This window comes from Duganella sp. AC917 (assembly GCF_979258245.1).
Map to the genome: position 1 here is coordinate 4019624 of NZ_OZ409848.1, position 22866 is coordinate 4042489.

The following is a 22866-nucleotide window of genomic DNA, read 5'->3' on the forward strand; positions in this document are numbered from 1 at the left end:
GGCGCTGCGTTACGCGAACGCCGGCTGCTCCTCGGCCTTGAGCACCGCCTTGACCGCCGGACGCTCCTCCACCCGCGCCATGTAGGCCTTCAGCGCAGGCAGCGCGTCCAGTGTCATGCCGAAAGTGGCGGACCAGCGGGTTACTGTGTAGAGATAGCAGTCGGCCACGCCGAAGCTGTCGCCCAGGATGAAGTCGCGCCCTTCCGCCAGCAGCTTGTCCAGATAGGTTTGGCGAGCGGCGACCTTGGTTTTAAGTTCGGTGCCGTCACCGTCCTTTGGCAGATAAAACAGCGGCACGAACGCCTTGTGATATTCCGACGCCAGATAGTTCAGCATCTCCTGCAGGCGGGCGCGCTCCAGCGTGCCGTTGGCCGGCAGCAGTGCAGGCGCGTAGTGGTCGCCGAGGTATTGCAGCACGGCGGCGCCCTCTGTCAACAAAGCGCCGTCGTCCAGCATCAGAGCCGGCACCGCGCCCTTGGGATTGATGGCGTAGAAGTCTGCACCGGACTCCGTCTTGTGCTGCCGCAGATCGACTTTTACCAGTTCATAGGGCGCGCCGGCTTCACGCAGCACGATGTGGGAGGCCATGGAACAGGTGCCCGGAGAGTAGTACAGCTTCATGGTGACGATCCTTACTTGGGTTGATGTTGGACCGTATAATAGCCGCCGGAGATAACCTATGGTTACGTGGTAACCCCGGGTGACGCAATAATCCAGTATCCATTTGGTTACCTGGTGAGGTTCCGGAAACCAAGCTTTGGAGGGCGATCAGCCGTGGGTTTGAAGATGCGCAAGAACAAAGTGAATCAGCCGATGCCGGACTGCCCGATCGACGCGTGCATGTGGCTACTGGGCGGCGCGTGGACACCTAGCTTGCTGTGGAACTTGAGCGGCGGCCCGCGCCGCTTCGGCGAATTGCGGGCCGACATACCCGGCATCTCGGCCAAGGTGCTGTCGGGCCGCCTCAAGGACATGGAGGACAAGGGTGTGGTGCTGCGCACCGTGATGGCGACGTCGCCGCCGTCGGCGGAGTACAGCCTGTCGCCGCTCGGCCATCAACTACTGCCCGCGATCCACCAGATCGCCCGCATCGGCCATCAGCTCAAACTGCAAACCGCCGGCAAAGCCGCCGACAATATCATCGACGCCGCGCCGGCTCAGGGCCAGATCGCCTTGAGCACGGCGGCCAGGTGATAGCCGCCCCGGATCAGCTGCGTCTTGGCGTCGGCCGACGTCGGAACAGGATAGTCGTCCGGCACCGACACCGGCCAGACGTAGTAGACCGCGCCGGTGGATTTGCTGGTCTGTTTGGCGCCGGGTCCCGGCACCAGCCCCTGATATGCCCGTTTGGACACAACCAGCGCCTGCTCGGCCCATTGATAAGGCCAGGTTAGCGGATCGCCGCTGTCGACGGCCACCGTCGGATTGGTTGCGATGACCGCTTGCGCGAACTGCTGCGGCGTGCGCGCGTCGATACGGCGGAAGGCGTAGTTCACCACCGTGCCATCCCAGTACGAGTGCAACGGCCGGGTGGCCCTCGGTGCGCGCGGAGTGCCCGGCGGATCGACGTTTTCGGCCTCCGGCGGTGGAATCAGGCGTCCGCTGGCTTCACTCAGTTTGACGTCATCGAGCAGCAGGTTGTTACCGCCCAGCGTGCCGAATGCCTCGCCGGCGTCGATCTGGGCCTGCCCCGCCGGCACAACGAAACCGCCGTCCTTGCCGACATAGGCCTCGCCCACATGCAGCGGTTGCGCGATGTCGCCGGTCAGGTGCGCCAGGATCAGCAACGCCTGGCGCGGCGTGAAATTGCGCGGGTTGCTGGTCTTGTCGGCCTTACCCTGCAACGTGAGTATGCACTGCTTCAGCGTCTGCACGATGTCGTCGTCGGCGGTGCCGACCGCGTGGTCGTGATACTCGGTCAGCTGGAACGGCACATTGGTGTAGTGGTACTCGCTGTGGCGCGGATTGGCCGCCACGTAGGCTTCCATCTCCCCGGTCTGCGGGCCGCAAGAAGTACCTTTGACGCAGTCGGCCCAGGTGGCGATTCTTTCCAGGCTCTCGCCCGGCAGCAGCAAGGCCTTCACGCGCTGTTCGGCGTTGCTACCCTTGATCAGTTGATCGGCGATGGCGCCGACCGTGCGGTGGCCGTCGTTACCCCACGCCTGCGCGTTGAAGGAGACGGAGGCGAAGACGCAGCCCAGCGCCGCTGCCATGAAGAGCTTCTTCATTCCGCTTTGCCTTTTACCGGTTTGGGATACTGCTTGTTGATGTCGAGAGGCTGCGCGTACTGCGAGCTCCAGATCTGTTCCTGCGTCGCGGCCAGGCGCTGCGCCATTTTCTCGTTACGCATCACCACTTCCATATTACGCGACAAATCCATGTAGCCACCGGACCAGTTGCTGGTGCCGACCCAAGCGATCTGATTGTCGATCACCATGGTCTTGCTGTGGATGACGCGCCCGAACGGAATGAAGCCGCTGGACGCCGCAGGTATCGTCACCACGCGGATCTCCACGTTCGGCAGCATCGCCAGGCTTTTCAGATAGGCTTGCGCCGGCTGTTCCAGATTCCAGTTGGAGACCATCAGCTTGATCTTGACACCGCGATTGGCTGCTGCGCGCACCGCGTTGTCGATCACCGCGTAGTATGGACGCGTGCCTTTCGGGCCATAACTCAGTGGCGCGTAGTCGAGCAGCTGCACGCGCACTTCGCTTTTGGCGTCCGCCAGCAGTGCCGGCAAGCCGGATTCGGAATCGCCGATGCCGGCCGGGTTGTAGCGGTTAGGGCTGGCCAGCAGGAAGGTCTCCTGGCGATAGTTCGGCGCCGCAGTGATGGCGTTCAGCGCCGGCACCGCCGTACCCTGCTCCGTTAGCGCCTGCGCGCGCCAGTCCTGGTTGAACACCGCAAGCACCTGCCCGACAAGCTTCGGATCGGTGATGCGCACACCCGTTTCGTGGATATGCTCGAAAGCGCGCCAGTCGAAGTTCTGGCTGCCGATGAAGGCCGTGGCGCCATCGACCACCATATACTTGGCGTGGATGATGCCATTGCCGGTCAGCTTGCTGAAATCGAGGACACGCAGCTCCAGGTTCGGAATCGCCCGCAACTGGTCGAGGGTCGGTTTCTCCGACAGGCCCAGACCTTTTTGCTCAAGCAGGAAGCGGATTTTGACGCCGCGCTTGCCGGCCGCCGCGAGACGCTCGACGACTTTGTCGAACACGCTGCCAGTCTTGTTGACGGCATAGAACTGGCCGATCACGATCTCGCTTTTGGCGTTGTCGAACATTTCGCTCCACACCGTGGCGGGATCGCGCAAGTCATCGCTGCGCAGCGACGTTTCGACAGGCGCCGTCTGCACCAGTTCAAAGCCGGGTATGGAAAACTCGGCGCGCGCCGGCGCGGCGGATGCCAGCAGCGCCGACACGGCAACAGAAAGTAAAACACGACGCATAGCGGCTACTCCAATTAGAAAATTCAGTCTTGACTACCGCAGGCGCCTGATGCGCTGCTGCGTTTCCGCCTTGCCGGCGGGCTTGCGGCTTTCCTCTTGCTTGACCAGGTAGGCGGTCAGCGCATCGACAGCGAGTACGCCCGTGTCGGCGCGGTTGGTACCGTTGGCGAACATCGGAAACGCATCGCCGCCTTCAGCCAGGAAGTTATTCGCCATCACACGATAGGACGACTCCCTCTGCAACGGCACGCCGTTCAGCCTTACGCTGTCCGGCACCACCTTGCTGCCTTCGCCGCGCTTCGCATCCCACTCATAGCTAAAGCCGTCGGACACCTGCAGCAGCCCGCGCCACGCGTTGCGCCCGCCGAGCCACTGCTGCTCCAGCAGCTCGTAGATCTGCCACCCTTTCAGATTCATCGCCACCAACTTGTTACCGAACGGCAGGACCACCTGCGCCTGGCCGACGGCGACACGGTTACCCGCGCCGCTTTCCAGATCCCTGCGCATACCGCCGTTGTTCATGAAAGCGATCTGCACGCCGAATGGACGACCCGCCGCCAGCACCGAGTCGGCCACCAAATCACCCAATGGCGACTCGCCGTTGTCATCGACGCCGCGCATCACGACCGGTACCGCCAGCGCCGCCACCGGCCGCGCCAGCTGGGCCTCGCTGCGCTCGCGCGCCTTCTTTAAATAAGCGGCAAGCGCCGGATCGGCCGGCCAGGTACCGGGCACCATCACCTCCTGTGTGGCGCTGACATCGCGCAAGGTGTTGGTCGCGGTATCGACTCTCAGCTTGATGCGCGCCATCACATGGCCGGCGGAATCGGACTGCGTCACCAGACGGCCATCCACCCGGCACAGATACCCTTTATGCGAGTGGCCGCTGACCACCACGCGGATCGCCGGGTCGAGGCGTTTGACCACATCGACGACAGGACCTTTCAGTCGGCTGCAGTCCTCTTGGTCGAACTTCTCGGGCGTGGTGCCACCCTGATGCAGCAGGACGACGAACACGCCCACGCCCTGCTTGCGCAGTTCCGGCAGCTGACGGTTGATCGCGTCCGCCTCGTCGATGAATTCGAGGCCGGCGATACCCGAGGCCAGCGAGGTTTCCGCGGTCTCGCGCAGCACGGTGCCGATGAAGGCCAGCTTGACGCCATGCGCGGTCTCGATCTTGTAGGCCGGCAGGATCGGCTTGCGGGTGACCATGTCGATCACGTTCGCCGCCAGATAACTGAATTTCGCGCCGGCGTAGTCCGGATCGAACTTGCAGGCTTTGTCGGCGCGCGTCGATTTGCAGCCGCCGTTTTGCTGGCGCAGCAGCTCGATCCTGCCGCCGTCGAATTCGTGGTTGCCGACGGTGCTCGCGCGCAGGCCAAGCATATCCATCGCGGTCATGGTCGGCTCGTCGGCCCACATCGACGAGATGGCCGGGCTGGCGCCGATCAAATCGCCGGCGCCCACCAGCAGCAGTTCAGGGTCCTGCTTGCGCCACGCCTGCAGCGCCGCGCCGAGCGTGTCGATACCGCCGGCCATCACCGTGCGCACATCGTCATTGCGAACGCTGTCCCAAACGTATTTGCTCGGCTCGAGATTGCCGTGAAAGTCATTGAGCGTGGCCAGTTGCACCTCGACGACGCCTGGCGGCAACTGCGGCGACCTGAAAGCGCAGCCGCCGGACAGGGCCGCCAGCGCGCCGGCCACTACGGCGCCGGCGATGGAACTCAGAGGTTTAGTCATTACTAATCAACTTGGAGATAATCAAATATTGTACAGCCCGGACCGCCCGAAAAACGCCGCAGGGCCCGGCGAAAATATTACGTTACAAACCGTCCCGCCATAAAAAAACGGCTGATGTCGCCACCAGCCGTTTTGCAGATCAGGGACGTGCTACGAACTTAGAACTCGTAACGCACCGTTGCCTGGATCGCCCACTGCGACTCGCCCTTGACTTGACGAACATCAAGGTTTTCAACGTCGCGAACACGGTAGACGTACTTGCCGGATGCATCCAGGCCTTGGTAATCGACGAAGCTGCGAGCCACACCGCCGTTGGTCTGGAAGCCGACTTCATTGATACGGCCCCATTTCTTGTTCAGCAGGTTGCCGAAGTTGAAGATGTCCAGTGAGAACGTCGCCTTGTTGTTGAAAAGGCCGGGAATTTCCTGCGCAATGCGAACGTCGAAGCTGTTGGTCCATGGCGCGAAGTCGTTGTTACGATCGACGACGCGGCCTTTCGAATTACGCAGCACGCCGTTGGAATTGACGATGCTCCAGAACTTGTCTTCGTTGGCGTGGCTGGTGGCCGTGTCGCCATAGAACACCACCTGGCCCGAACCCGGCGCCGAAGGGATGAACATCAGGTCGTTGCCGGCCAGGCCGTCGCCGTTCAAGTCGTTGTTCACGGTCCAGCTGTAAGGCTTGCCCGAACGACCTTCATAGAACACGCCGAAGGTGGTGTTGTAGCTACCGAAGAAGCGCTTGCGGAAGTTCAGCAGCGCGCTGATACGGTCTTTCACCAGGTAGGTCGAGTTGGCGTTGACTTCCTCGTTCGGATTGAAGGTGGCGCGGCTGGCGTAGTTCGACGACGACGTCGACGAGGTCAGCGGCGACACTTCCTTGGCCGAGGTGTAGCTGTAGGCGGCCGACCAGCTCCAGCCGTTCACCATCGGACGGGTCAGCGAGACGGTGGCGACATTGCTGTAGCCCTGATCGGTCTTGGTGGCGACCAGCACGTTATTGAAAGCCGAGTTGCTCGCGGCCTTGGCGACGAAGCCCGAGCAAACGCCATTGGAGAGCGACGAACCGGTCGCCGACCAGCAAGCCTGGTTGTAACCCTGCGGGCTGTAATACAACGCGCGGCCGTCGGTACCGGTGCGGGTTGCCACGCCAAGGTTGGCGTTTTGGTAGTAGATCGCGTCCTTGGCCTTGGTCTTCAGGAACTCGGCGCTCAGCACCAGGCCATACCATGGCAGCTCGGTTTCAATCGCGATATTGGCTTTCCACACCGAAGGCTGCTTCAGGCCGGACGCCAGGACATCGACGTTAGCGGCCGGAACCGAGCCGGTGAAGTTGGTCACCTGATTGTTGATATCGGTGCGGAACAGGCCGTCGGCGCTCGGGCACGCCGCGTAGCCGGAAATGCCGCAACCGACGGTGCGGGTCTGCACGCCGGTATTGGAGAACGGGTTGGACAACCACACGGTCAGGGCCGATCCTTGGAACAAGCCGGCGCCGCCGCGAATTTGCGTCTGGCGCGCGGTGTCGAGCTTGTAGTTGAAGCCGGCACGCGGCTGGATCAAATGCTGGCCGTCGAAGGTATTGGTATTGTCGAGGCCAAACCCGCCGGTGGCGCGGCCACCCGTGGCGGCGGTGCCTGCGATCGCCGCCTGGGCAACGCGGTCGTTGCGCAGTGGACGCTCGGACACGTCGGTGCTGTCCATACGCACGCCGAAGCTGACGTTCAGCTTCGAGCTGACTGCCCAGGTGTCCTGGATGAAGGCGCCGTAGTTCTTCATGGTGAAGCGCGACACCGCGTCATCCAGTGTCAGGCCCGGATTGGCAACTTGCACGCTATAGCTGCTTGGACGGCCACGGCGGAAGTTTTCCAATACCGCCGCCTCGACTTGGGCGTTGGTGGCCGTGCCGCAGGTCAGGTTCTGGTTGTTATTGAACTGGTACGAAATGCCGTTGACGCAGCCGAAGGTGTAGTTACCCCAAACGTTTTGCAGGAACGCGTTGTAGATTTTGTTGCGGCTGTAGTCACCGCCGAACTTGACTTCATGGTCGCCCAGCGACCAGTTGGCGCCGGCGTAGGCGTCGATGGTCTTGGTGCCCAGGACGTTGCGCTGACGGCTGTTATCGGTACCGAAGAACAGCGTGCGGTTGGCCGACGACACGGTCGACGGCGTGCCCGGTGGCAGCGCACCGGAGAATTGCAGACCGATCAACGGCAGTTCCGCGTTCAGCTTCGGCACGGAATCGTAGTCGCGCGAGGACAACTTGAACTCGGTCGAGAACGTTGGCGTCCAGTCCGACAACAACTGGGCGACCTTGGTTTCGATGGTCTTGCCCTGTTGATACCATTCGCTGTTGAGCGACAGGCCCGTGGCGGACAGGCCGCTGAAGATAGGCTCGGTCTGGTCCGTCTTCGAATAACGGAACATGGCGCGATGGTTGTCGTTGATGTTCCAGTCGAACTTGAGCAGCTTGTCGGTGACGTCCAGCGCGGCGCCCGACGGCACGTTGGTATTGCCGACGTCGACGCCGTAGGCGCTCTGTGCGATCGACTGCGCCGACGCGATGGCCGACGGCGTGATGCCAACGTTGGTTACCGAGCTACCAAGCGGGCCGAAGGCCGGCGCGGCGCGGGTCGATTCCAGTTTTTCCCAGCCGGCGAACAGGAACAGCTTGTCCTGGATCAGTGGCAGGCCGATGGTGCCGCCCTTGGTGGTTTCCTTGAATGGCGCTGGCGCTGCGTACGTGTTGGTGGTCGCGTTGTAGCGGTCGCCGGCCATCGAGTCGTTGCGGAACACGTAGTAGACGCTGCCCTTGACGGTGTTGGTGCCGGACTTGGTGACCGCGTTGATGTTGCCGCCGGTGTAGCCCTTCTGGGTCACGTCGTAGTTGGCGACGTTGATCTGCACCGACTGGATAGCGTCGATCGAGATCGGCTGCTTGGCGGTCGGCGAGCCGCTCGCTTCCAGGCCGAAGGTGTCGTTGACGGACACGCCGTCGATGGTCAGCGAGTTGTAGCGCGAGTTCTGGCCGGCGACGGACATCTCGCCGCGTTCCTTGTCGGTCTGCGACACGCGCGGGTCGGCGCGAGCGTAGTCCTGCAGGTTACGGTTGATCGAACCCTGGATCGCCAGGTCGGTTGCGCTGATGCTGGTGCCGGCGCCCATATTCGATTTGTTGAACTTGTCGGAACGGCCGGCGGAGCCGGCGATGGTGACGGTCTGCATGGCCGGCGCACCCAGGGTGGCGTCGACGCTGGCCGTTTCAGCCAGCTGGATGAAGACGTCTTTGCGCGTTTCCGTGACGCCGTCTTTGGTGATGGTGATCGTGTACGGCCCGCCGGTACGCAAGCCGCGCTGCACATAACGGCCCTCTGCGTCGGTGACCACATTGGTGACCGAACCGGATTCCGTGTGGAGGATGGAGACCACGGCACCGGCCGCAGGTTTGCCATCGGCCACCGAGACGCGGCCGCCGATGGCCGACGTCGTGTTCTGTGCAAAGGCCGGTGCCGCCGCTAGCGCGATAGACAGGCTGAGCGCGATTTGCGTCAGCTTGAGCCGTTTATGATTGATCATTGTATAACCCCAAAAAAGACTAATAGTTATGTGGAAATCCCGCTGATGGCGGTACTCCGCTTTACGTTTGCTGCAACTGGTCGAGCCGCCCAAACCCCGGCGTGCCAACGGCAGCGGGTGAGTGTAACGACTTAATATGTCAGGGCTGTGACGTCCGTAGGTGACGCTTCCGCCTGGTTTGCCACGTATCTACCGAACTGTGAGAAAAGCAAAAATCTTGCTTTTTTGGATCATTTCGTCCAACTATGCAGGATCGAAAAAAGCATGACAAATACGATTTATTTTAAGAATTCAGATGAAAAATATATAAATAGGGCTAAATTTTGACGCGGGTGCGACGACGACTTCGGAATAAGCCGAAATTATAATGTAGCCATTCTCACGTGAAATCTTTTCATTGGTAAAAACGCAAAAAGCAACACCGCTGGCGTTGCTTATGTCGTATCGCGACCACAGAGTAATAAAAAACAGTGCGGCGTTTGCCACAGAGAGGAATTTATGACAACAGCCGGATGCTGCTGTGCGGAAGGATTTTTTGTAACAAACAACAGCATGGTGTGGACTGCGCACCACACCACCCTGCTGTTGAGCCTGCTTTTCGCCCGGCGATGCGTGCCGCTTTAGCGCGCAGGCTTGCTTTGCGATGCAGCAATTTCGGATTCAAACTTGCTGAACTTGCCGTCCAATGATTTCAGCAGGCGCTGCTTGTCGGTGTCGGCCAGGAAGGAATAACGGATGCTGTCGTATGAAAGTTTTTTAACTTCCCCATACGTCGGCTGATAACGGGCGGCGTACAGCACATACTCGCCGGACAGGTTATTGCGCGACACGCCGGCGTCATCGGTCGACAGCACGAACGGCACGCCATATTTGCGGTACAAGGTCACCGGGTGCGCGGCGCCCTTCACACCCAAAATAAAGTCGTTACTACTGAGATTGACCTCGACCGGAATCTGCCGATCGCGCATTTTTTTCATAATCGCCAGCGGATTGGTCTCGTGGGCGATGTCCATGCCATGGCCGATGCGGCTGGCGCCGGCAACGTCGATGGCGTCGCGGATGTGGAAGGTCAGGCCTTCCGGCTGCACCATGCCCAGCGACAGCTCGCCGGCGTGCAGCGCCAGTTTCACCTTCGGATACTTCGTCTTCAGGAATTTGAACATCTGCATATGCATCGCGTAGTCGCGCATCGACACATGCACGCTCTCCTGTCCCACGATGTTGACGCCGACGATCATCGGGCTCGAAGAAGCCAGCTTGAAGCTCGACACCATCTGCGAGAACACCTGCGACGGCGACAGGAAGCGCAGCGCGAACGGCTGGTAGCGCATCGTGAAATCGGCGTCGTCGATGCCGGCGCCAGAGGTCTTGACGTTTTCCAGGTAGGCGGCTATCCAGCCCTGGAAGGCCTTGTCGTCTTCCAGTTTGGCGCTGTAGGCAGCCAGGTCGGCGTCGGTCACGCCGCCGACGATGGCTTTGTCGTCGAAGGCCGGGTCCTGCGCGATCGGCGCGATCTCGTAAATGGTCTCGATGTAGCTCAGGTTTTCCTGGATGGCGCGCTGCTTGAGCGTCTTCAGGCCTTCGGCGGCGTTGGTCGACGCCACGGGAGTGAAGTAGGCGAAGGTGTCGAAGAACTGGCGGTCCGGCGGCGACTGCATGCCGCTATGGTTATAAAAGTCCTTGTCCGACCATTTCTGCAGCAGGTTGGCCAGCACGGTGTTGTTCTGCAAAACGTCCTGGCCGGACAGGCACGCGCGCTCGGCCAGCGGTTTGGCGCGCTCGCTGGCGGCGGTCTCCTTGGTCGTGTCGATCATGAAGCTGGTCTTGTTGACGCAGTAGCCCTGCTTGTCCACCCAATCCAGATACTGCTCGGCATAGATCGCGCCGGAATAGTGGTGATGCAGATCGCCGCCCTTGGGCATCATCGTGAAGAACATCGTCAGCTCGGCCAGTTTCGGCTCCTTGCCGGAGACCAGCGAGGCGAAGTGGCTTTTGACGATGTCCTCGTTGCTGGCGGCGTGCGCGCCTTGCGGCACGGCGCACAACACGGCGGCGGCTAGGGCGATGGCCTTCAGGCTGGCGATATTTTTTTGCATGTGGCTTCCAATGTGAATTTAGTCCGTTCGTATCCCGACATTCAAGTCGAGGCGCGGGCGTGCACCTTGCGGCCGGCGGAATACGTCGCCGCGATGGCGCGGTCGTCGCCCAGCAGCGCTAACGCGAACAGCAGCTCCTCCAGGCTTTCGACGCGGCCGGTGCGCCGTTGCAGCAGTGGCGTGGCCTGCGGGTCGACGACAATGAAATCGGCCTCCGCGCCGGCGCAGAAACTGCCGATCGTGCCTTCGAGCTGCATGCTGCGCGCCGCGCCCAGCGTAGCCAGGTAGAACATCCGCAAAGCCGGCAGATAACTGCCGCCCAAGCGCGCTACTTTATAGGCTTCATTCATGGTTTGCAACATCGAGAACGAGGTGCCGCCGCCGACATCCGTCGCCAGCGACAGCAGCACGCCGGCCTGGTCGGCCTGTTCGAAGTCGAACAAGCCGCTGCCGAGGAACAGGTTGGAGGTGGGACAGATGGCGGCGGCGGACCGCGTTTCGGCCATGCGTTCGCGGTCGCGCTCATTGAGCCAGATGCAGTGGCCATACATCGCGCGCGGACGCATCATGCCGTAGCTGTCGTAGACGTCGATGTAGCTGCGCGATTTGGGGAACAGCTCGCGCACCCACGCGCATTCGGCTTCGTTTTCCGACACGTGGGTTTGAATGAAGGTGTCCGGATAGGCGCGCGCCAGTTCGCCGGCCAGGTGCAGCTGTTCTTCGGTGGAGGTGGGCGCGAAGCGCGGCGTGATCGCGTACAGCGAGCGGCCGTGGTTGTGCCAGCGCTTGATCAGCGCTTCGGTATCGCGCGCGCTCGATTCGGCGGTGTCGCGCAGGTAGTCGGGGCAGTTCCGGTCCATCATCACCTTGCCGGCGACCATGCGCAGGCCTCGCTGTTCGCTGGCGGCGAAGAAGGCGTCGACCGATTGCGGGTGCACGCTGCAATAGACCATGGCGGTGGTGGTGCCGCAGCGTAGCAGCTCGTCGAGGAAGAAGTCGGCCACGCCGGCGGCGTGCGCGGGGTCGCCGAACTTGCTCTCGACCGGGAAGGTGTAGGTCTCCAGCCATGGCAGCAGGCCTTCTGCCGGCGAGGCGATCATGTCGGTCTGCGGATAGTGGATGTGGGTGTCGATAAAGCCGGGCATCAGCAGCTTGCCGCTGTAATCGTGTACCTCGGCTCCCGGCGGGAGCGTGGCGTGCAGCGTGGCGTAGTCGCCCGCCGCCTGGACTTTGCCGTCGGCGACGATCAGCAGGCCGTCTTCGTGCCAGTCGTGGGAATGCTCGCTGAAGGCCGGATCGGCAAGGAAGTGGAGCAAGCTGCCTCGGTAGGCTTGCAGGGTTGGGGTGGACATGTGTTCTTTCAAAAAATTTCGTGGTGCCGCTTGCGTCGCCGACGGCGCATGCATGGCGGATTACGCTGCGCTAATCCGCCCTACGTCATTCAACGCCAGGCTCTGTTGCGCTTCCCATATCATCAACAACTGGGCGCAGACGGATGCCGCGATGGCGGCGGGCAGTTTGTTTGTGATGCCGGCCAGGCCTATCGGGCAGACCATCGCGTCGATGCGGTCTTTCGGCAGGCCGCGCGCAGACATCCTGCGTTCGAACTGCACGCGCTTTGTTTTGGAGCCGATGAGGCCAAACCAGCCGACGTCCGCGCGCGCCAGGATCGTTTCGCTCAAGCGCTGATCCAGCGCATGGCTGTGGGTCATGACCAGATAACTCGCATCCGCCGGCGCGCTGGCGACCAGCGCCTCCGGCATATCGGTCGCTTCGACCGTGACGTTGGCCGGGATCGTCGACGGGAACATATCTTCCCGCTCGTCGACCCAGGTGACAGTACACGGCAACTCGCCAAGCATGCGGACGATGGCGGCGCCGACATGGCCGGCGCCGAACAATAGCAGATGCGCGCGCGGAGCCAGGCACGGGTCGGCGAGCCAGCGGCGTCCCGTGGCATCCTTGACCACATGCGTACCGCGCATGCGATCGACGACCGGCGCATTTTGGTCCTCGCCCGCGACGGTCATGCCATCGGCATCGAGCAGCAGCGCGACAGGCGCGCCATCGATGGCGCTGAGGCGCCAATTGTCCTCGCGGCGGCGCGTTCTCAAGCCTTCCAGCACGGCGCGCAACCCAGCATCGACCAACTCGAACGCGAGATGGACCACGCCACCGCAGCATTGTCCCAACGTCGGCCCGAGCGCGTAACGCTCCAGCCGCGCACCCTGTCCGTCGTCCAGCATCCCACGCGCCATCTCGACCGCGCACATCTCAAGATGCCCGCCGCCGATGGTGTCGACCTGTCCCTGCGCCGTCACCAGCATCTTGGCGCCCGGCTCGCGCGGGCCGGAGCCTTCGACGATGGCCACCGTCACCAGCACCGCCGGTTCCGTGATCCGGGCTGTCAGCCATTCGTTCACTTAAGCCGCCATTTCCACTGCGGATACCGCGCGCAGTATCTCTTCGCTGGTCGCCGGCGCGTTCAGCGGCGGGTTGACGCGATGGCCGCCCACACTGGATATCGCGTCGCGGATGGCGAAGAACACCGAAAACGGCAGCAACAGCGGCGGCTCGCCCACCGCCTTGGAGCGATGGATACTGTCTTCCACATTGCCATTGTCATACAGCTTGACGCGGAAATCCTCCGGACAGTCCGATACGCCGGGAATCTTGTAGGTCGACGGCGCGTGCGTCATCAACTTGCCGGCCGGGTTCCACCACAGCTGCTCAGTGGTCAGCCAGCCCATGCCCTGGATGAAGGCGCCTTCCACCTGGCCGATATCGATCGCCGGATTGAGCGAGCGACCGGCGTCGTACAGCGCGTCCGCGCGCAGCAGCTTCCATTCGCCGGTCAGTGTGTCTACCACCACCTCGGATACGGCGGCGCCGTAGGCATAGTAAGAAAATGGATGGCCGTTCATCGTCTTCGGGTCCCAGTGCAGACCGGGCGTGGCGTAGAAACCGTCGGACCACAACTGCACGCGCGCAAGATACGCCTTCTGCACCAGTTCCGGGAACGGCACGCGGTGGCCATTCACGTGGACGGCGTTGTCGAAGAAACGCACCGCTTGCCCGTCCTCGTCGCCATACAATTTGACCGCGTAGGCAGTCAGGCGGTCGCGGATCTGGCGCGCGGCATCCTGCGCCGCCTTGCCGTTCAAATCCGCGCCGGTCGATGCCGCCGTCGCCGAGGTGTTCGACACCTTGCTGGTGTCGGTCGCCGTGGCGCGCACGTGTTCCAGGTCCAGTCCCAGTTCATGCGCGACCACCTGCATCACCTTGGTGTTGATGCCCTGCCCCATCTCCGTGCCGCCATGATTGACCAGCACCGAGCCGTCCACGTAGACGTGCACCAGCGCGCCGGCCTGGTTCAGGTGCGTGACGTTGAAGGCGATGCCAAACTTCAGCGGCGTGAGCGCCAGCCCTTTCTTCAGCACCGGGCTGCCGGCGTTGTACGCGTCGATAGCCTTGCGCCGGGCGCGGTACTCGCTGCTTTGCTCCAGCTCCGTCGTCAGCGCCTCGATCACGTTGTCGACGATCTCCTGGCCGTAAGGCGTGACATTGCGCTCGGTCTTGCCGTAAAAATTCAGGCGGCGGATGTCGAGCGCGTCCCGGCCCAGATTGCGGGCGATTTCGTCGATGACGTATTCGATGGCGATGGCCCCCTGCGGACCGCCAAAGCCACGGAAGGCGGTATTCGACTGCGTATTGGTCTTGCCACAGGCCGCACGAATGTCGACGTCGGACAAATAATAGGTATTATCGAAGTGGCAGACGGCGCGCGTGGCCACGGGGCCCGACAAGTCGGCCGAATAGCCGGCGCGCAGCGTCATATCCACCTTGGCGGCGAGGATTTTTCCGTTATCGTCGTAGCCGACTTCATATTCGTAGAAGAAGCAATGTCGTTTGCCGGTGACGAGCATGTCGTCGTCGCGATCGGCGCGCAACTTGACCGGTCGGCGCAGTTTGGCGGCAGAGATGCCGGCCGCGGCGGCCCACAGCGCCGATTGCGATTCCTTGCCGCCGAAACCACCGCCCATGCGGCGGCACTCGACCTGCACCTTGTGCGAATGCACGCCGATCGCATGGGCGACCACGTGCTGCATTTCGCTCGGATGCTGGGTCGAGCACTGCACCAGCATGCCGTTGTCCTCCTTCGGGATCGCGTAGGCGATCTGGCCCTCCAGATAGAACTGTTCCTGCCCTCCGACGAACAACTGCCCCTTGACCACGCGCGGCGCGGCGTCGAAAGCGCTCTGGAATTGACCTCGCTTGAGCTGCATCGGCGGCAGCACGTACGATTGCGCGGCCTTGGCCTCCTGCGGCGTGAAGATGGCCGGCAGTTCGTCGTAGTCGACAACGGCCCGGCGCGCGGCGCGGCGGGCGTTGTCGTGCGTGTCGGCGATGACGATGAAGATCGGCTGGCCGACGTACATCACTTCTTCGACGCAGAAAATCGGATCGTCGTGGATGATCGGGCCGCAGTCGTTGGTGCCGACGATATCGCCGGCGGTGTACACCGCCACCACGCCGGCCGAAGCGCGCACCGGCGCCAGGTCGATCGCGGTGATACGCGCGTGCGCCTTCGACGACAGGCCCAGCGCCGCGTGCAAGGTGCCTTGCAGCTCGGGGATATCATCTGTGTACGTGGCCTGGCCAAGCACGTGCAGCTCTGCCGATTCATGCGGGCGGGCGACGCCGACGGCCTTCCACGCCTCGGCGGCGGCGGCCTTGGCGGCATCCAGGGAAACCGGAGCGGCTGGATGGTTCATGGTGGCTCCTTTCAGGCGCGGCAAGCGAAAGCGTTGACGGCATCGGCCGCGAGCGGCGCATCGGCGCGCGTTTCGAACCAGAAGCGGCGCAGCAGGTTTTGCGCCGTTTGCATGCGGTAGGAACTGGAAGCGCGCATGTCCGACAGCGGTGCGAAGTCCTGCGCCAGCATATCCATCGCCATGCGCAGATTGGCCTCGTTCCAGCGCAAGCCGATCAGCGCAGCCTCCGCGCGCGGGGCGCGGCGCGGTGTCGCGGCCATGCCGCCGAAGGCGATGCGGGCGTCGGCCACCACCTCGCCATCGAGCTTGAACGCGAACGCGGCGCAGACGGCGGAGATATCCTGGTCGAAGCGCTTGGCGAGTTTATAGGTGCGGAATTCGATCCCCGCGCGCGGCAACGGCACGCGCAGGGCAACCACCAATTCGTCCGGCCGCATATCCTTTTTCTGATAATCGAGGTAGAACGCCTCCAGCGGCAGCACGCGCTTGCCGGCGGCGCCTTGCAGCACCACTTCGCTGCCCAGCGCGATCATCCACGGCATTGAATCGCCGATCGGCGAACCGTTGGCGACGTTGCCGCCGAGGGTGCCCGCATTGCGGATCGGCAGGGAGGCGAAGCGCTGGCGCATTTCGCTCAATTGGGCTGGATACAAATCGGCCAGGGAGCGGTATGCATCGTCGAGCGAGACGCCGGCGCCGATTTCCAGCATGCCGTCTTTCTGCGTCATGGTTTGCAGCGCGGTGACGTGACCGAGATAGATGATGTCGCCCAGTTCGCGCATTTGCTTGGTGACCCACAGGCCGATGTCGGTGGAGCCGGCCAGCAGCGTCGCTTTCGGATGGGCGGCGCGCAACGCCACCAGTTCATCGAGCGTGCGCGGCGCGTGGAAAGTCTGCCCGTGCGCGGAGTAGCTGGCGCCCGCGTCGCGCCGCAAGCCGCGCAACTGCTCCGCCAGCGCTTCGCGGTCGAAACCGACTTTGGGTAGCTCGGTCATGCGGTGCGCGGCGTCGATGATCGGACGATAGCCGGTGCAGCGGCACAGATTACCGGACAGGCAATCGTCGATTTCCTTGCGCTGCGCCGGCTGGCCGTTTTTATCGAGGTACATGCCCCACAAGGACATGACGAAACCGGGCGTACAGAAACCGCATTGCGAACCGTGACATTCGACCATCGCCTGCTGCACCGGATGCAGCGTGCCGTCGGCCTGCTGCAAATCCTCGACGGTGAACAGCGCCTTGCCGTCCAGCGTGGGCGCGAACTGGATGCAGGAGTTCACGGACTTCATCTCCAGTTCACCGTCGAGGTTCAAGCTGCCGATGACGACCGTGCAGGCGCCGCAATCGCCCTCGGCGCAGCCTTCCTTGGTGCCGGTGCAATGCAGGTCCTCGCGCAGATGCTGCAGCAAGGTGCGCGTCGGTGCGACGTTGGTGATCTCCTGGACCGCGGCACGGAAGTAAAAACGAATCGGTTCGGACATCGTATTCTCAATCTAAGGTTTGTGCGGCAGGGTGTACTGCGCGCCAGTGATCGGCGATATCGATCCGGCGCGCGATCCAGACCTTGTCGTGCCCTTGCACGTAGTCGAGGAAGCGCGCCAGCGACGCTGCCCGCGCCGGTCGGCCGGCGATGCGGCAGTGCAGGCCGATCGACAGCATCTTCGGCTGGTTCAACCCATCCGGGTCGCCTTCCGCGTACAGCACGTCGAAGGCGTCCTTCAGATAGTCGAAGAACTGCGTGCCGGAATTGAAGCCCTGCGCGGCGGCGAAACGCATGTCGTTGGTGTCCAGCGTGTAGGGGACGATCAGTTGCGGCGCCGTGGCGGCCTTGCCATCGGCGTCGGTGTAGTCCACCTTTTGCCAGAACGGCAAGTCGTCGCCGTAGTGGTCGGAATCGTAGCGGAAGCCGCCGTGCTCCATCACCAGCCGGCGCGTGTTGGGCGAATCGCGGCCCGTGTACCAGCCTTGCGGCGCGCTTCCTGTCAGTTCGCGGATGATATCGACCGCCTCCTTCATGTGCGCGCGCTCGGTCGCCTCGTCCATATTCTGGTACGTGATCCAGCGCAGGCCGTGGCAAGCGATTTCGTGGCCCAGCGACTGGAACGCGGCCACCGCCTCCGGGTGCCGCTTGAGCGCCATCGACACGCCGAACACCGTCAGCGGCAGCTTGCGCTCCTCGAACATGCGCAGCAGGCGCCACAAGCCGGCGCGCGAGCCGTACTCGTACAGCGATTCCATGCTCATGTGGCGGTTGCCGAACGAGGCCGCGCCGATGATCTCGGACAGGAATGTTTCCGATCCTGCATCACCGTGCAGCACGTTGTTTTCGGCGCCCTCTTCGTAATTCAGGACGAACTGCAGCGCCACGCGGGCCTGGTTGGGCCACTGGGCGTGCGGCGGCTTCGGCCCGTAGCCGATCATGTCGCGCGGATAGTTGTCGTAAGTGGTCATGGGCGCAGGCGGGTCGATGGGGAATATATCTGTAATCATATATGCGTCGACCGTCATCGGTATATTATTTGTACAATAGATACTTATGACGTACACATATAGGACAATTATGGGCAAGCTCAGTACGCACGTTCTCGACATCACGCAAGGCAAGCCGGGGGCCGGGGTCAAGGTGGCGCTGTATGCCGTCGGGGCGCAGGGGCGGACCCTGATCAAAACCGACGTCACCAACGCCGACGGCCGCTGTTCGGCGCCGCTGCTGGAGGGCGAGACGATGAAAATGGGGAAATATGAGCTGGTGTTCAGCGCCGGGGATTATTTCGCGTCGCAGGGGGTTGAGCTGCCGGAGCCACGTTTTATCGACGAGGTGACCATCGCTTTCGGTGTGGCGAGCGCGGAGCAAAATTACCATGTCCCGCTGGTCGTGTCGCCATGGGCGTATTCGACGTATAGGGGCAGTTGAAGCTAAGATGCGCTCACCATGACCGAATCCCGTTCCGCCCTCGAGGCGTCCTTCCTGCAACAGGCCGTTGAATTGCACCAGCAAGGCCGCCTCGAACCCGCGCAGGCGCTGTACCGCCAGGTGCTCGATCTCAATCCCCGCCAGTTCGATGCGCTGCATCTGCTGGGCGTGATCGCCCGCCAGCAGGGCGACACCGCACAGGCCATCGCGCTGATCTCACAAGCGATCGACATCGACGGCCAACAAGCCAAAGCCCACGCCAACCTCGGTGTGGCGCTGCTCGATGCCGGACGCGCCGAAGAAGCGCTGGCCAGCCACGACCGCGCCATCGCCCTGCTCCCCGACTACGCCATGGCCTGGAGTAATCGCGGCAATGCGCTGCGCAAGTTGGGACGTCTCGACGAAGCGCTACTCAGTTACCAGCGCGCGATCGAAATCCAGCCGAATTACGCCGAGGCGCACTGCAACCGCGCGATCGTGTTGCAAGACCAGGCCCGTTATCCGGAGGCGCTGGGCGCGGCGGAAGATGCGCTCAACGTCAAGGACCGCTACGCCGACGCCTGGTTCGCGCGCGGTAACGCCCTGCACTGCCTGCGCCAGCTGCCAGACGCGGTGGAGAGTTTCGACCGCGCCATCCATCTGCGGCCGCAGTGGGCGGAGGCATACAGCGCGCAGGGTGCGAGCCTGTTCCGGCTGGGCGAATTCGACGCGGCGCTGGATAGCTACGACCAGGCGATCAAGCTGAAACCGGACCACGCGCTGGCGCACTACCATCGCGGCAACGCGCTACGCTCGCTGGGCCGCAACGACGAGGCGATCGCCGCCTACCGCGCCGCGCTGGCGCATGGCGACAATCCGGAAACCATCGCCTTCGCCCTGGCGTCGCTTGGCGTCGGCGAAACGCCGGCCGTGCTGCCGGCCGAATACGTGCGCTCGTTGTTCGATCAATACGCGAATCACTTCGACGAGCATCTGGTGAAGGTGCTGGAGTACCAGACCCCGGCCTATCTCGACGCGATGCTGCGGCGCGTGGCGCCGGCGACCGATCTTGAGACGCTGGACATCGGCTGCGGCACCGGTCTGTGTGCGCCTTATCTGAAGGCTTACTCGCGCCGGCTGGATGGCGTCGACCTGTCGCAGCAGATGCTGGACAAAGCGGCTGAACGGGGCGGCTACGATACGCTGGTCTGCGCCGATTTGCTGCGCTATCTGGACGGCTTCGACAACCACTGGGATTTGGCTGTCGCAGCCGACGTTTTCGTCTACATCGGCGACCTGCAACCGGTGTTCGAACGCGTGCAGCGCGCGTTGAAGCCGGGCGGGCGCTTCTGCTTTTCCGTCGAAGCCGGCGACGGCGCCGACTTCACCTTACGCCCCACCAATCGCTACGCCCACACGCTCGGCTATCTGGAACGCCTGGCAAAGGCCAATGGTTTCGAGGTCCTGGCGGCCGAGCCGCTCGCCGCGCGACAGGAAAACGGCGCGACCATCGCCGGCCACGCCGTCATCCTGCGCAACTTGACGTGATTTATTTGCTGTAGTCCATGATCAACCGCGTCAGCAGGTACAGGCGCGGGGCGATGCTGTCGACTTCGATATATTCCTCCGGCGTGTGGATGCCGCCGCCGACGATGCCCAGGCCGTCGATGGTCGGTACGCCGGCCGCCGCGATCAGGCTCGAATCGGCCGCGCCGCCGCTGCCTTCCAGCGTCAGCTTCTTGCCCAACTCGCCGTAGATGGCCTGCGCTCGCGCCGCCATGCTGTCGGTCGCGGCGTTTTGCGGCATCGGCGGGAAGCCACGGCGCAGCTTCGCGCTCACCTGCGTGTCCGGGATCAGCTGGTTGGCGGAGATGCGCGCCATGTCCTTCTCGACCCGGTCGAACTCCTCCGCCACCGCCACCCGCACGTCGGCCTCGGCGTGCGCGGCATCCGGAATGACGTTGCTGCGTTCGCCCGCCTTGATTACCGTGAAGTTGACCGTGGTCTGCTTGCCGGCGTCGCCCAGTTTGCTCAGTTGGAGGACCTGATGCGCCGCCTCCAGCGCGGCGTTGCGGCCAGCGTCCGGCGCCACGCCGGCGTGCGCCGCCTTGCCCTTGACGTCGAGCTCGATGCCGCCGCTGCCCTTGCGCCAGATCACCAAACCATCGGCCGGACGGCCCGGTTCGAGGTTGAAGGCCACGTCATGCTCCTTCGCCTGCTTGTTGATCAGCGCCAGCGTGCCGGCCGAGCCGGTTTCCTCGTTGGTATTGAGGATCAGGGTCACCTTCGCGTAATCGTCGAATTTTGCCTCGCGCAGCAGTTTCATCGAGTACAACGCCATGACAATACCGCCCTTGTCGTCCATGATGCCGGGACCGTAGGCGCGCTTGCCGTCGACGCGGAAAGGCCGGGCCGCGGCCGCGCCATCGCCAAAGACGGTATCCATGTGCGCGACCAACAGGATACGGCCCTTGCCCTTGCCGGTCCAGCTGGCGACGATATTGCTCGACTTGGCCGGTGACGCCGGCAACACCTCGATGCGCGCGCCAAGTTTTTTCAACTCCTCCCGCGCAATGGCGCCGACCTTGTCCAGCCCCGCTTCGTTGTAGGTGCCGGAGTCGATGTTGACCAAGCGCTCGAGCAACGCCAATGCCTCGGGCTTGGCTTTTTCGGCCTGCGTCAACAAAGCCTGGTTCAGCGGCGCGGCTTGCGCTGCGCCGCCGCCGAGTCCCAACATCAAACCAAGCAAAACAAAGTTCTTACGCATCGTGCACCACCTTTATCGCTGTATGAAAGTGAGCTCCATAGTACCGCGCGAACTCCGCGCCCCATAGGCCAACTTGCACCTAACTCATCCATACCTTAAAATTCCAGCTGATAATGCTCTGGGCCGGCAACCGCTGCACGGCGACCAGTTTTCCAGACTCTTTACGGTGACAATTGGATACCGTGCCCTTATGGGTGCAACTTCTTGCACTCGCCCTCCTGATTTTGTGCTCGGCCTTTTTCGCCATGGCCGAAACCGCCCTGATGGCGGCCAACCGCTATCGCCTGCGCCACGAGGCCAAGCGCGGCAGCCGCGCCGCGATCACCACGCTGTGGCTGCTCGACCGCACCGATAAGCTGCTGTCGTTGATCCTCATCGCCAACACGCTGGTCAACGCCATGGCCACGGCGCTGGTGACGTCGATCGCCATCGAGTATTTCGGCCACGACGACAACGTCATCATCATCTCCACCGGCGTGGTGGCGTTCCTGCTGATCGTGTTCGCCGAGATCTCGCCGAAGCTGATCGGCGCCACCTATCCCGAGCGCATCGCCCTGCCCACCAGCGTCGTGCTGCGGCCTTTGATGGCGCTGTTCAAACCGGTGATCTGGTTCGTCAACCTGTTCGTCACCCAGGTGCTCAGGCTGTTCCGGCTCAAGGCCGGGGCGCACCGGCAGGAGGCCCGCGTGTCGCCGGAGGAACTGCGCTCGATCGTGCTTGAGGGCGGCAACTTCATTCCGCAAAAACACAAGAGCATCCTGCTCAACCTGTTCGACCTGGAAACCATCGTCGTCGAGGACATCATGACGCCGCGCGCGCAGATCGAGGCGCTGGACCTGGAACAATCGGTCGAGGAAATCAAGCGCGAGCTGACCACCTGCTACCACAGCAAGCTGCCCGTCTACGAAGGCGAGATCAACCGCATCGTCGGCATCCTGCACGTGCGCAAGGCGGTGGCGCTGCTGAACCAGGAAGACGAGCTGACCGTGGAGCATTTTCGCGCGCTGCTGACCACGCCTTACTTCATCCCGCAGGACAGCGGCGTGTTCACGCAGTTGCAGTACTTCCAGGAACGCAAGGAGCGCCTGGGCATCATCGTCGACGAGTACGGCGAGGTCCAGGGGCTGGTCACGCTGGACGACATCATCGAGGAAATGATCGGCGAGTTCACCACCTCGCTGCCGGGCGACGCCGGCGCCGACAGCTTCGCCTGGAACGAGCACGGCGAGTGCCTGCTGGAGGGCGCGACCGCGCTGCGCGACGTCAACAAACGCCTGGGCCTGAACTTCCCGCTCGACGGCCCCAAAACCTTGAACGGCATGCTGCTGGAGCTATTGCAGGAAATCCCGGAAGCACCGATCAGTATCAAAATCGGCAGCTGCATCATCGAGGTGATCCAGGCGCATGATCAATCCATCAAGGTCGTCAAATTGATAAGGCCCGGCACCAAACGCGGTGTCTGATTGCTAAGCCCACGCGGCTAACGCAACACCCGGGCGTACAATCGTTTCTTGGCAGCGACAAACGGCTTTACAAAATTAATGCTCAAGAGCATGATTCTTTGAT

Annotated in this window: 16 protein-coding genes; 4 read left to right on the forward strand and 12 right to left on the reverse strand. The window is 62.8% G+C overall.

Going from position 1 to position 22866, the window contains the following annotated elements; all coding sequences use genetic code 11:
• Window positions 1-9 precede the first annotated feature (9 nt).
• Window positions 10-621: a glutathione transferase GstA gene (gene gstA, locus ACZ0BA_RS17385; RefSeq protein WP_463452473.1), complete on the reverse strand. Its 612-nt coding sequence runs from the start codon at window positions 619-621 to the stop codon at window positions 10-12.
• 165 nt (window positions 622-786) lie between these two features.
• Between gstA and ACZ0BA_RS17390 the strand changes: the two genes are divergently transcribed.
• Complete coding sequence (locus tag ACZ0BA_RS17390) at window positions 787-1194, forward strand: winged helix-turn-helix transcriptional regulator (protein ID WP_463452474.1); 408 nt, start codon at window positions 787-789, stop codon at window positions 1192-1194.
• On the opposite strand, the gene ACZ0BA_RS17395 is transcribed toward ACZ0BA_RS17390, so the two are convergent.
• The 10 genes from ACZ0BA_RS17395 to puuE all read right to left on the reverse strand — a co-directional run bounded on the left by ACZ0BA_RS17395 (window position 1158) and on the right by puuE (window position 18091).
• Window positions 1158-2228 (reverse strand): S1/P1 nuclease, encoded by a 1071-nt coding sequence (locus ACZ0BA_RS17395; protein ID WP_463452475.1) that lies wholly within the window; start codon window positions 2226-2228, stop codon window positions 1158-1160. The two genes, ACZ0BA_RS17390 and ACZ0BA_RS17395, sit on opposite strands and share 37 nt — an antisense overlap.
• Window positions 2225-3451 carry a phospholipase D-like domain-containing protein gene (locus tag ACZ0BA_RS17400; protein WP_463452476.1) on the reverse strand — a complete coding sequence of 409 codons (1227 nt, stop codon included), beginning with the start codon at window positions 3449-3451 and terminating at the stop codon, window positions 2225-2227. The genes ACZ0BA_RS17395 and ACZ0BA_RS17400 overlap by 4 nt, the downstream gene beginning before the upstream one ends.
• A 33-nt stretch (window positions 3452-3484) precedes the next feature.
• The gene (locus ACZ0BA_RS17405) at window positions 3485-5194 is read right to left on the reverse strand and encodes a bifunctional metallophosphatase/5'-nucleotidase (RefSeq protein WP_463452477.1); all 1710 of its coding nucleotides are present in this window, start codon (window positions 5192-5194) and stop codon (window positions 3485-3487) included.
• A 158-nt stretch (window positions 5195-5352) separates the two neighbouring features.
• Window positions 5353-8769, reverse strand: a complete 3417-nt coding sequence (locus ACZ0BA_RS17410; RefSeq protein ID WP_463452478.1) for a TonB-dependent receptor — start codon at window positions 8767-8769, stop codon at window positions 5353-5355.
• 620 nt (window positions 8770-9389) lie between these two features.
• Window positions 9390-10865, reverse strand: a complete 1476-nt coding sequence (locus tag ACZ0BA_RS17415; protein WP_463452479.1) for an adenosine deaminase — start codon at window positions 10863-10865, stop codon at window positions 9390-9392.
• Window positions 10866-10906: 41 nt separating this feature from the next.
• Window positions 10907-12217, reverse strand: coding sequence for a guanine deaminase (gene guaD / locus ACZ0BA_RS17420; protein ID WP_463452480.1), 1311 nt, complete (start codon window positions 12215-12217; stop codon window positions 10907-10909).
• 60 nt (window positions 12218-12277) lie between these two features.
• Window positions 12278-13288: a xanthine dehydrogenase accessory protein XdhC gene (gene xdhC / locus ACZ0BA_RS17425; protein ID WP_463452481.1), complete on the reverse strand. Its 1011-nt coding sequence runs from the start codon at window positions 13286-13288 to the stop codon at window positions 12278-12280.
• Complete coding sequence (gene xdhB, locus ACZ0BA_RS17430; RefSeq protein ID WP_463452482.1) at window positions 13289-15640, reverse strand: xanthine dehydrogenase molybdopterin binding subunit; 2352 nt, start codon at window positions 15638-15640, stop codon at window positions 13289-13291.
• An 11-nt stretch (window positions 15641-15651) separates the two neighbouring features.
• Window positions 15652-17121: a xanthine dehydrogenase small subunit gene (xdhA, locus tag ACZ0BA_RS17435; protein ID WP_463452483.1), complete on the reverse strand. Its 1470-nt coding sequence runs from the start codon at window positions 17119-17121 to the stop codon at window positions 15652-15654.
• A gap of 7 nt (window positions 17122-17128) precedes the next feature.
• A complete protein-coding gene (puuE, locus tag ACZ0BA_RS17440; RefSeq protein WP_463454775.1) occupies window positions 17129-18091 on the reverse strand; it encodes an allantoinase PuuE in 963 nt (320 codons plus the stop codon).
• 109 nt (window positions 18092-18200) lie between these two features.
• Between puuE and uraH the strand changes: the two genes are divergently transcribed.
• Together uraH and ACZ0BA_RS17450 are read left to right on the forward strand one after the other, a co-directional pair.
• Window positions 18201-18554, forward strand: coding sequence for a hydroxyisourate hydrolase (uraH, locus tag ACZ0BA_RS17445; RefSeq protein WP_463452484.1), 354 nt, complete (start codon window positions 18201-18203; stop codon window positions 18552-18554).
• A gap of 18 nt (window positions 18555-18572) precedes the next feature.
• Window positions 18573-20081, forward strand: a complete 1509-nt coding sequence (locus ACZ0BA_RS17450) for a tetratricopeptide repeat protein (RefSeq protein WP_463452485.1) — start codon at window positions 18573-18575, stop codon at window positions 20079-20081.
• A gap of 1 nt (window position 20082) precedes the next feature.
• Here the strand turns inward: ACZ0BA_RS17450 and ACZ0BA_RS17455 are convergent, their stop codons facing one another.
• Complete coding sequence (locus tag ACZ0BA_RS17455; protein WP_463452486.1) at window positions 20083-21300, reverse strand: glutamate carboxypeptidase; 1218 nt, start codon at window positions 21298-21300, stop codon at window positions 20083-20085.
• A 173-nt stretch (window positions 21301-21473) separates the two neighbouring features.
• Here ACZ0BA_RS17455 and ACZ0BA_RS17460 point away from each other — a divergent pair, with 173 nt between their 5' ends.
• A complete protein-coding gene (locus tag ACZ0BA_RS17460) occupies window positions 21474-22763 on the forward strand; it encodes an HlyC/CorC family transporter (RefSeq protein WP_463452487.1) in 1290 nt (429 codons plus the stop codon).
• Window positions 22764-22866: the final 103 nt, after the last annotated feature.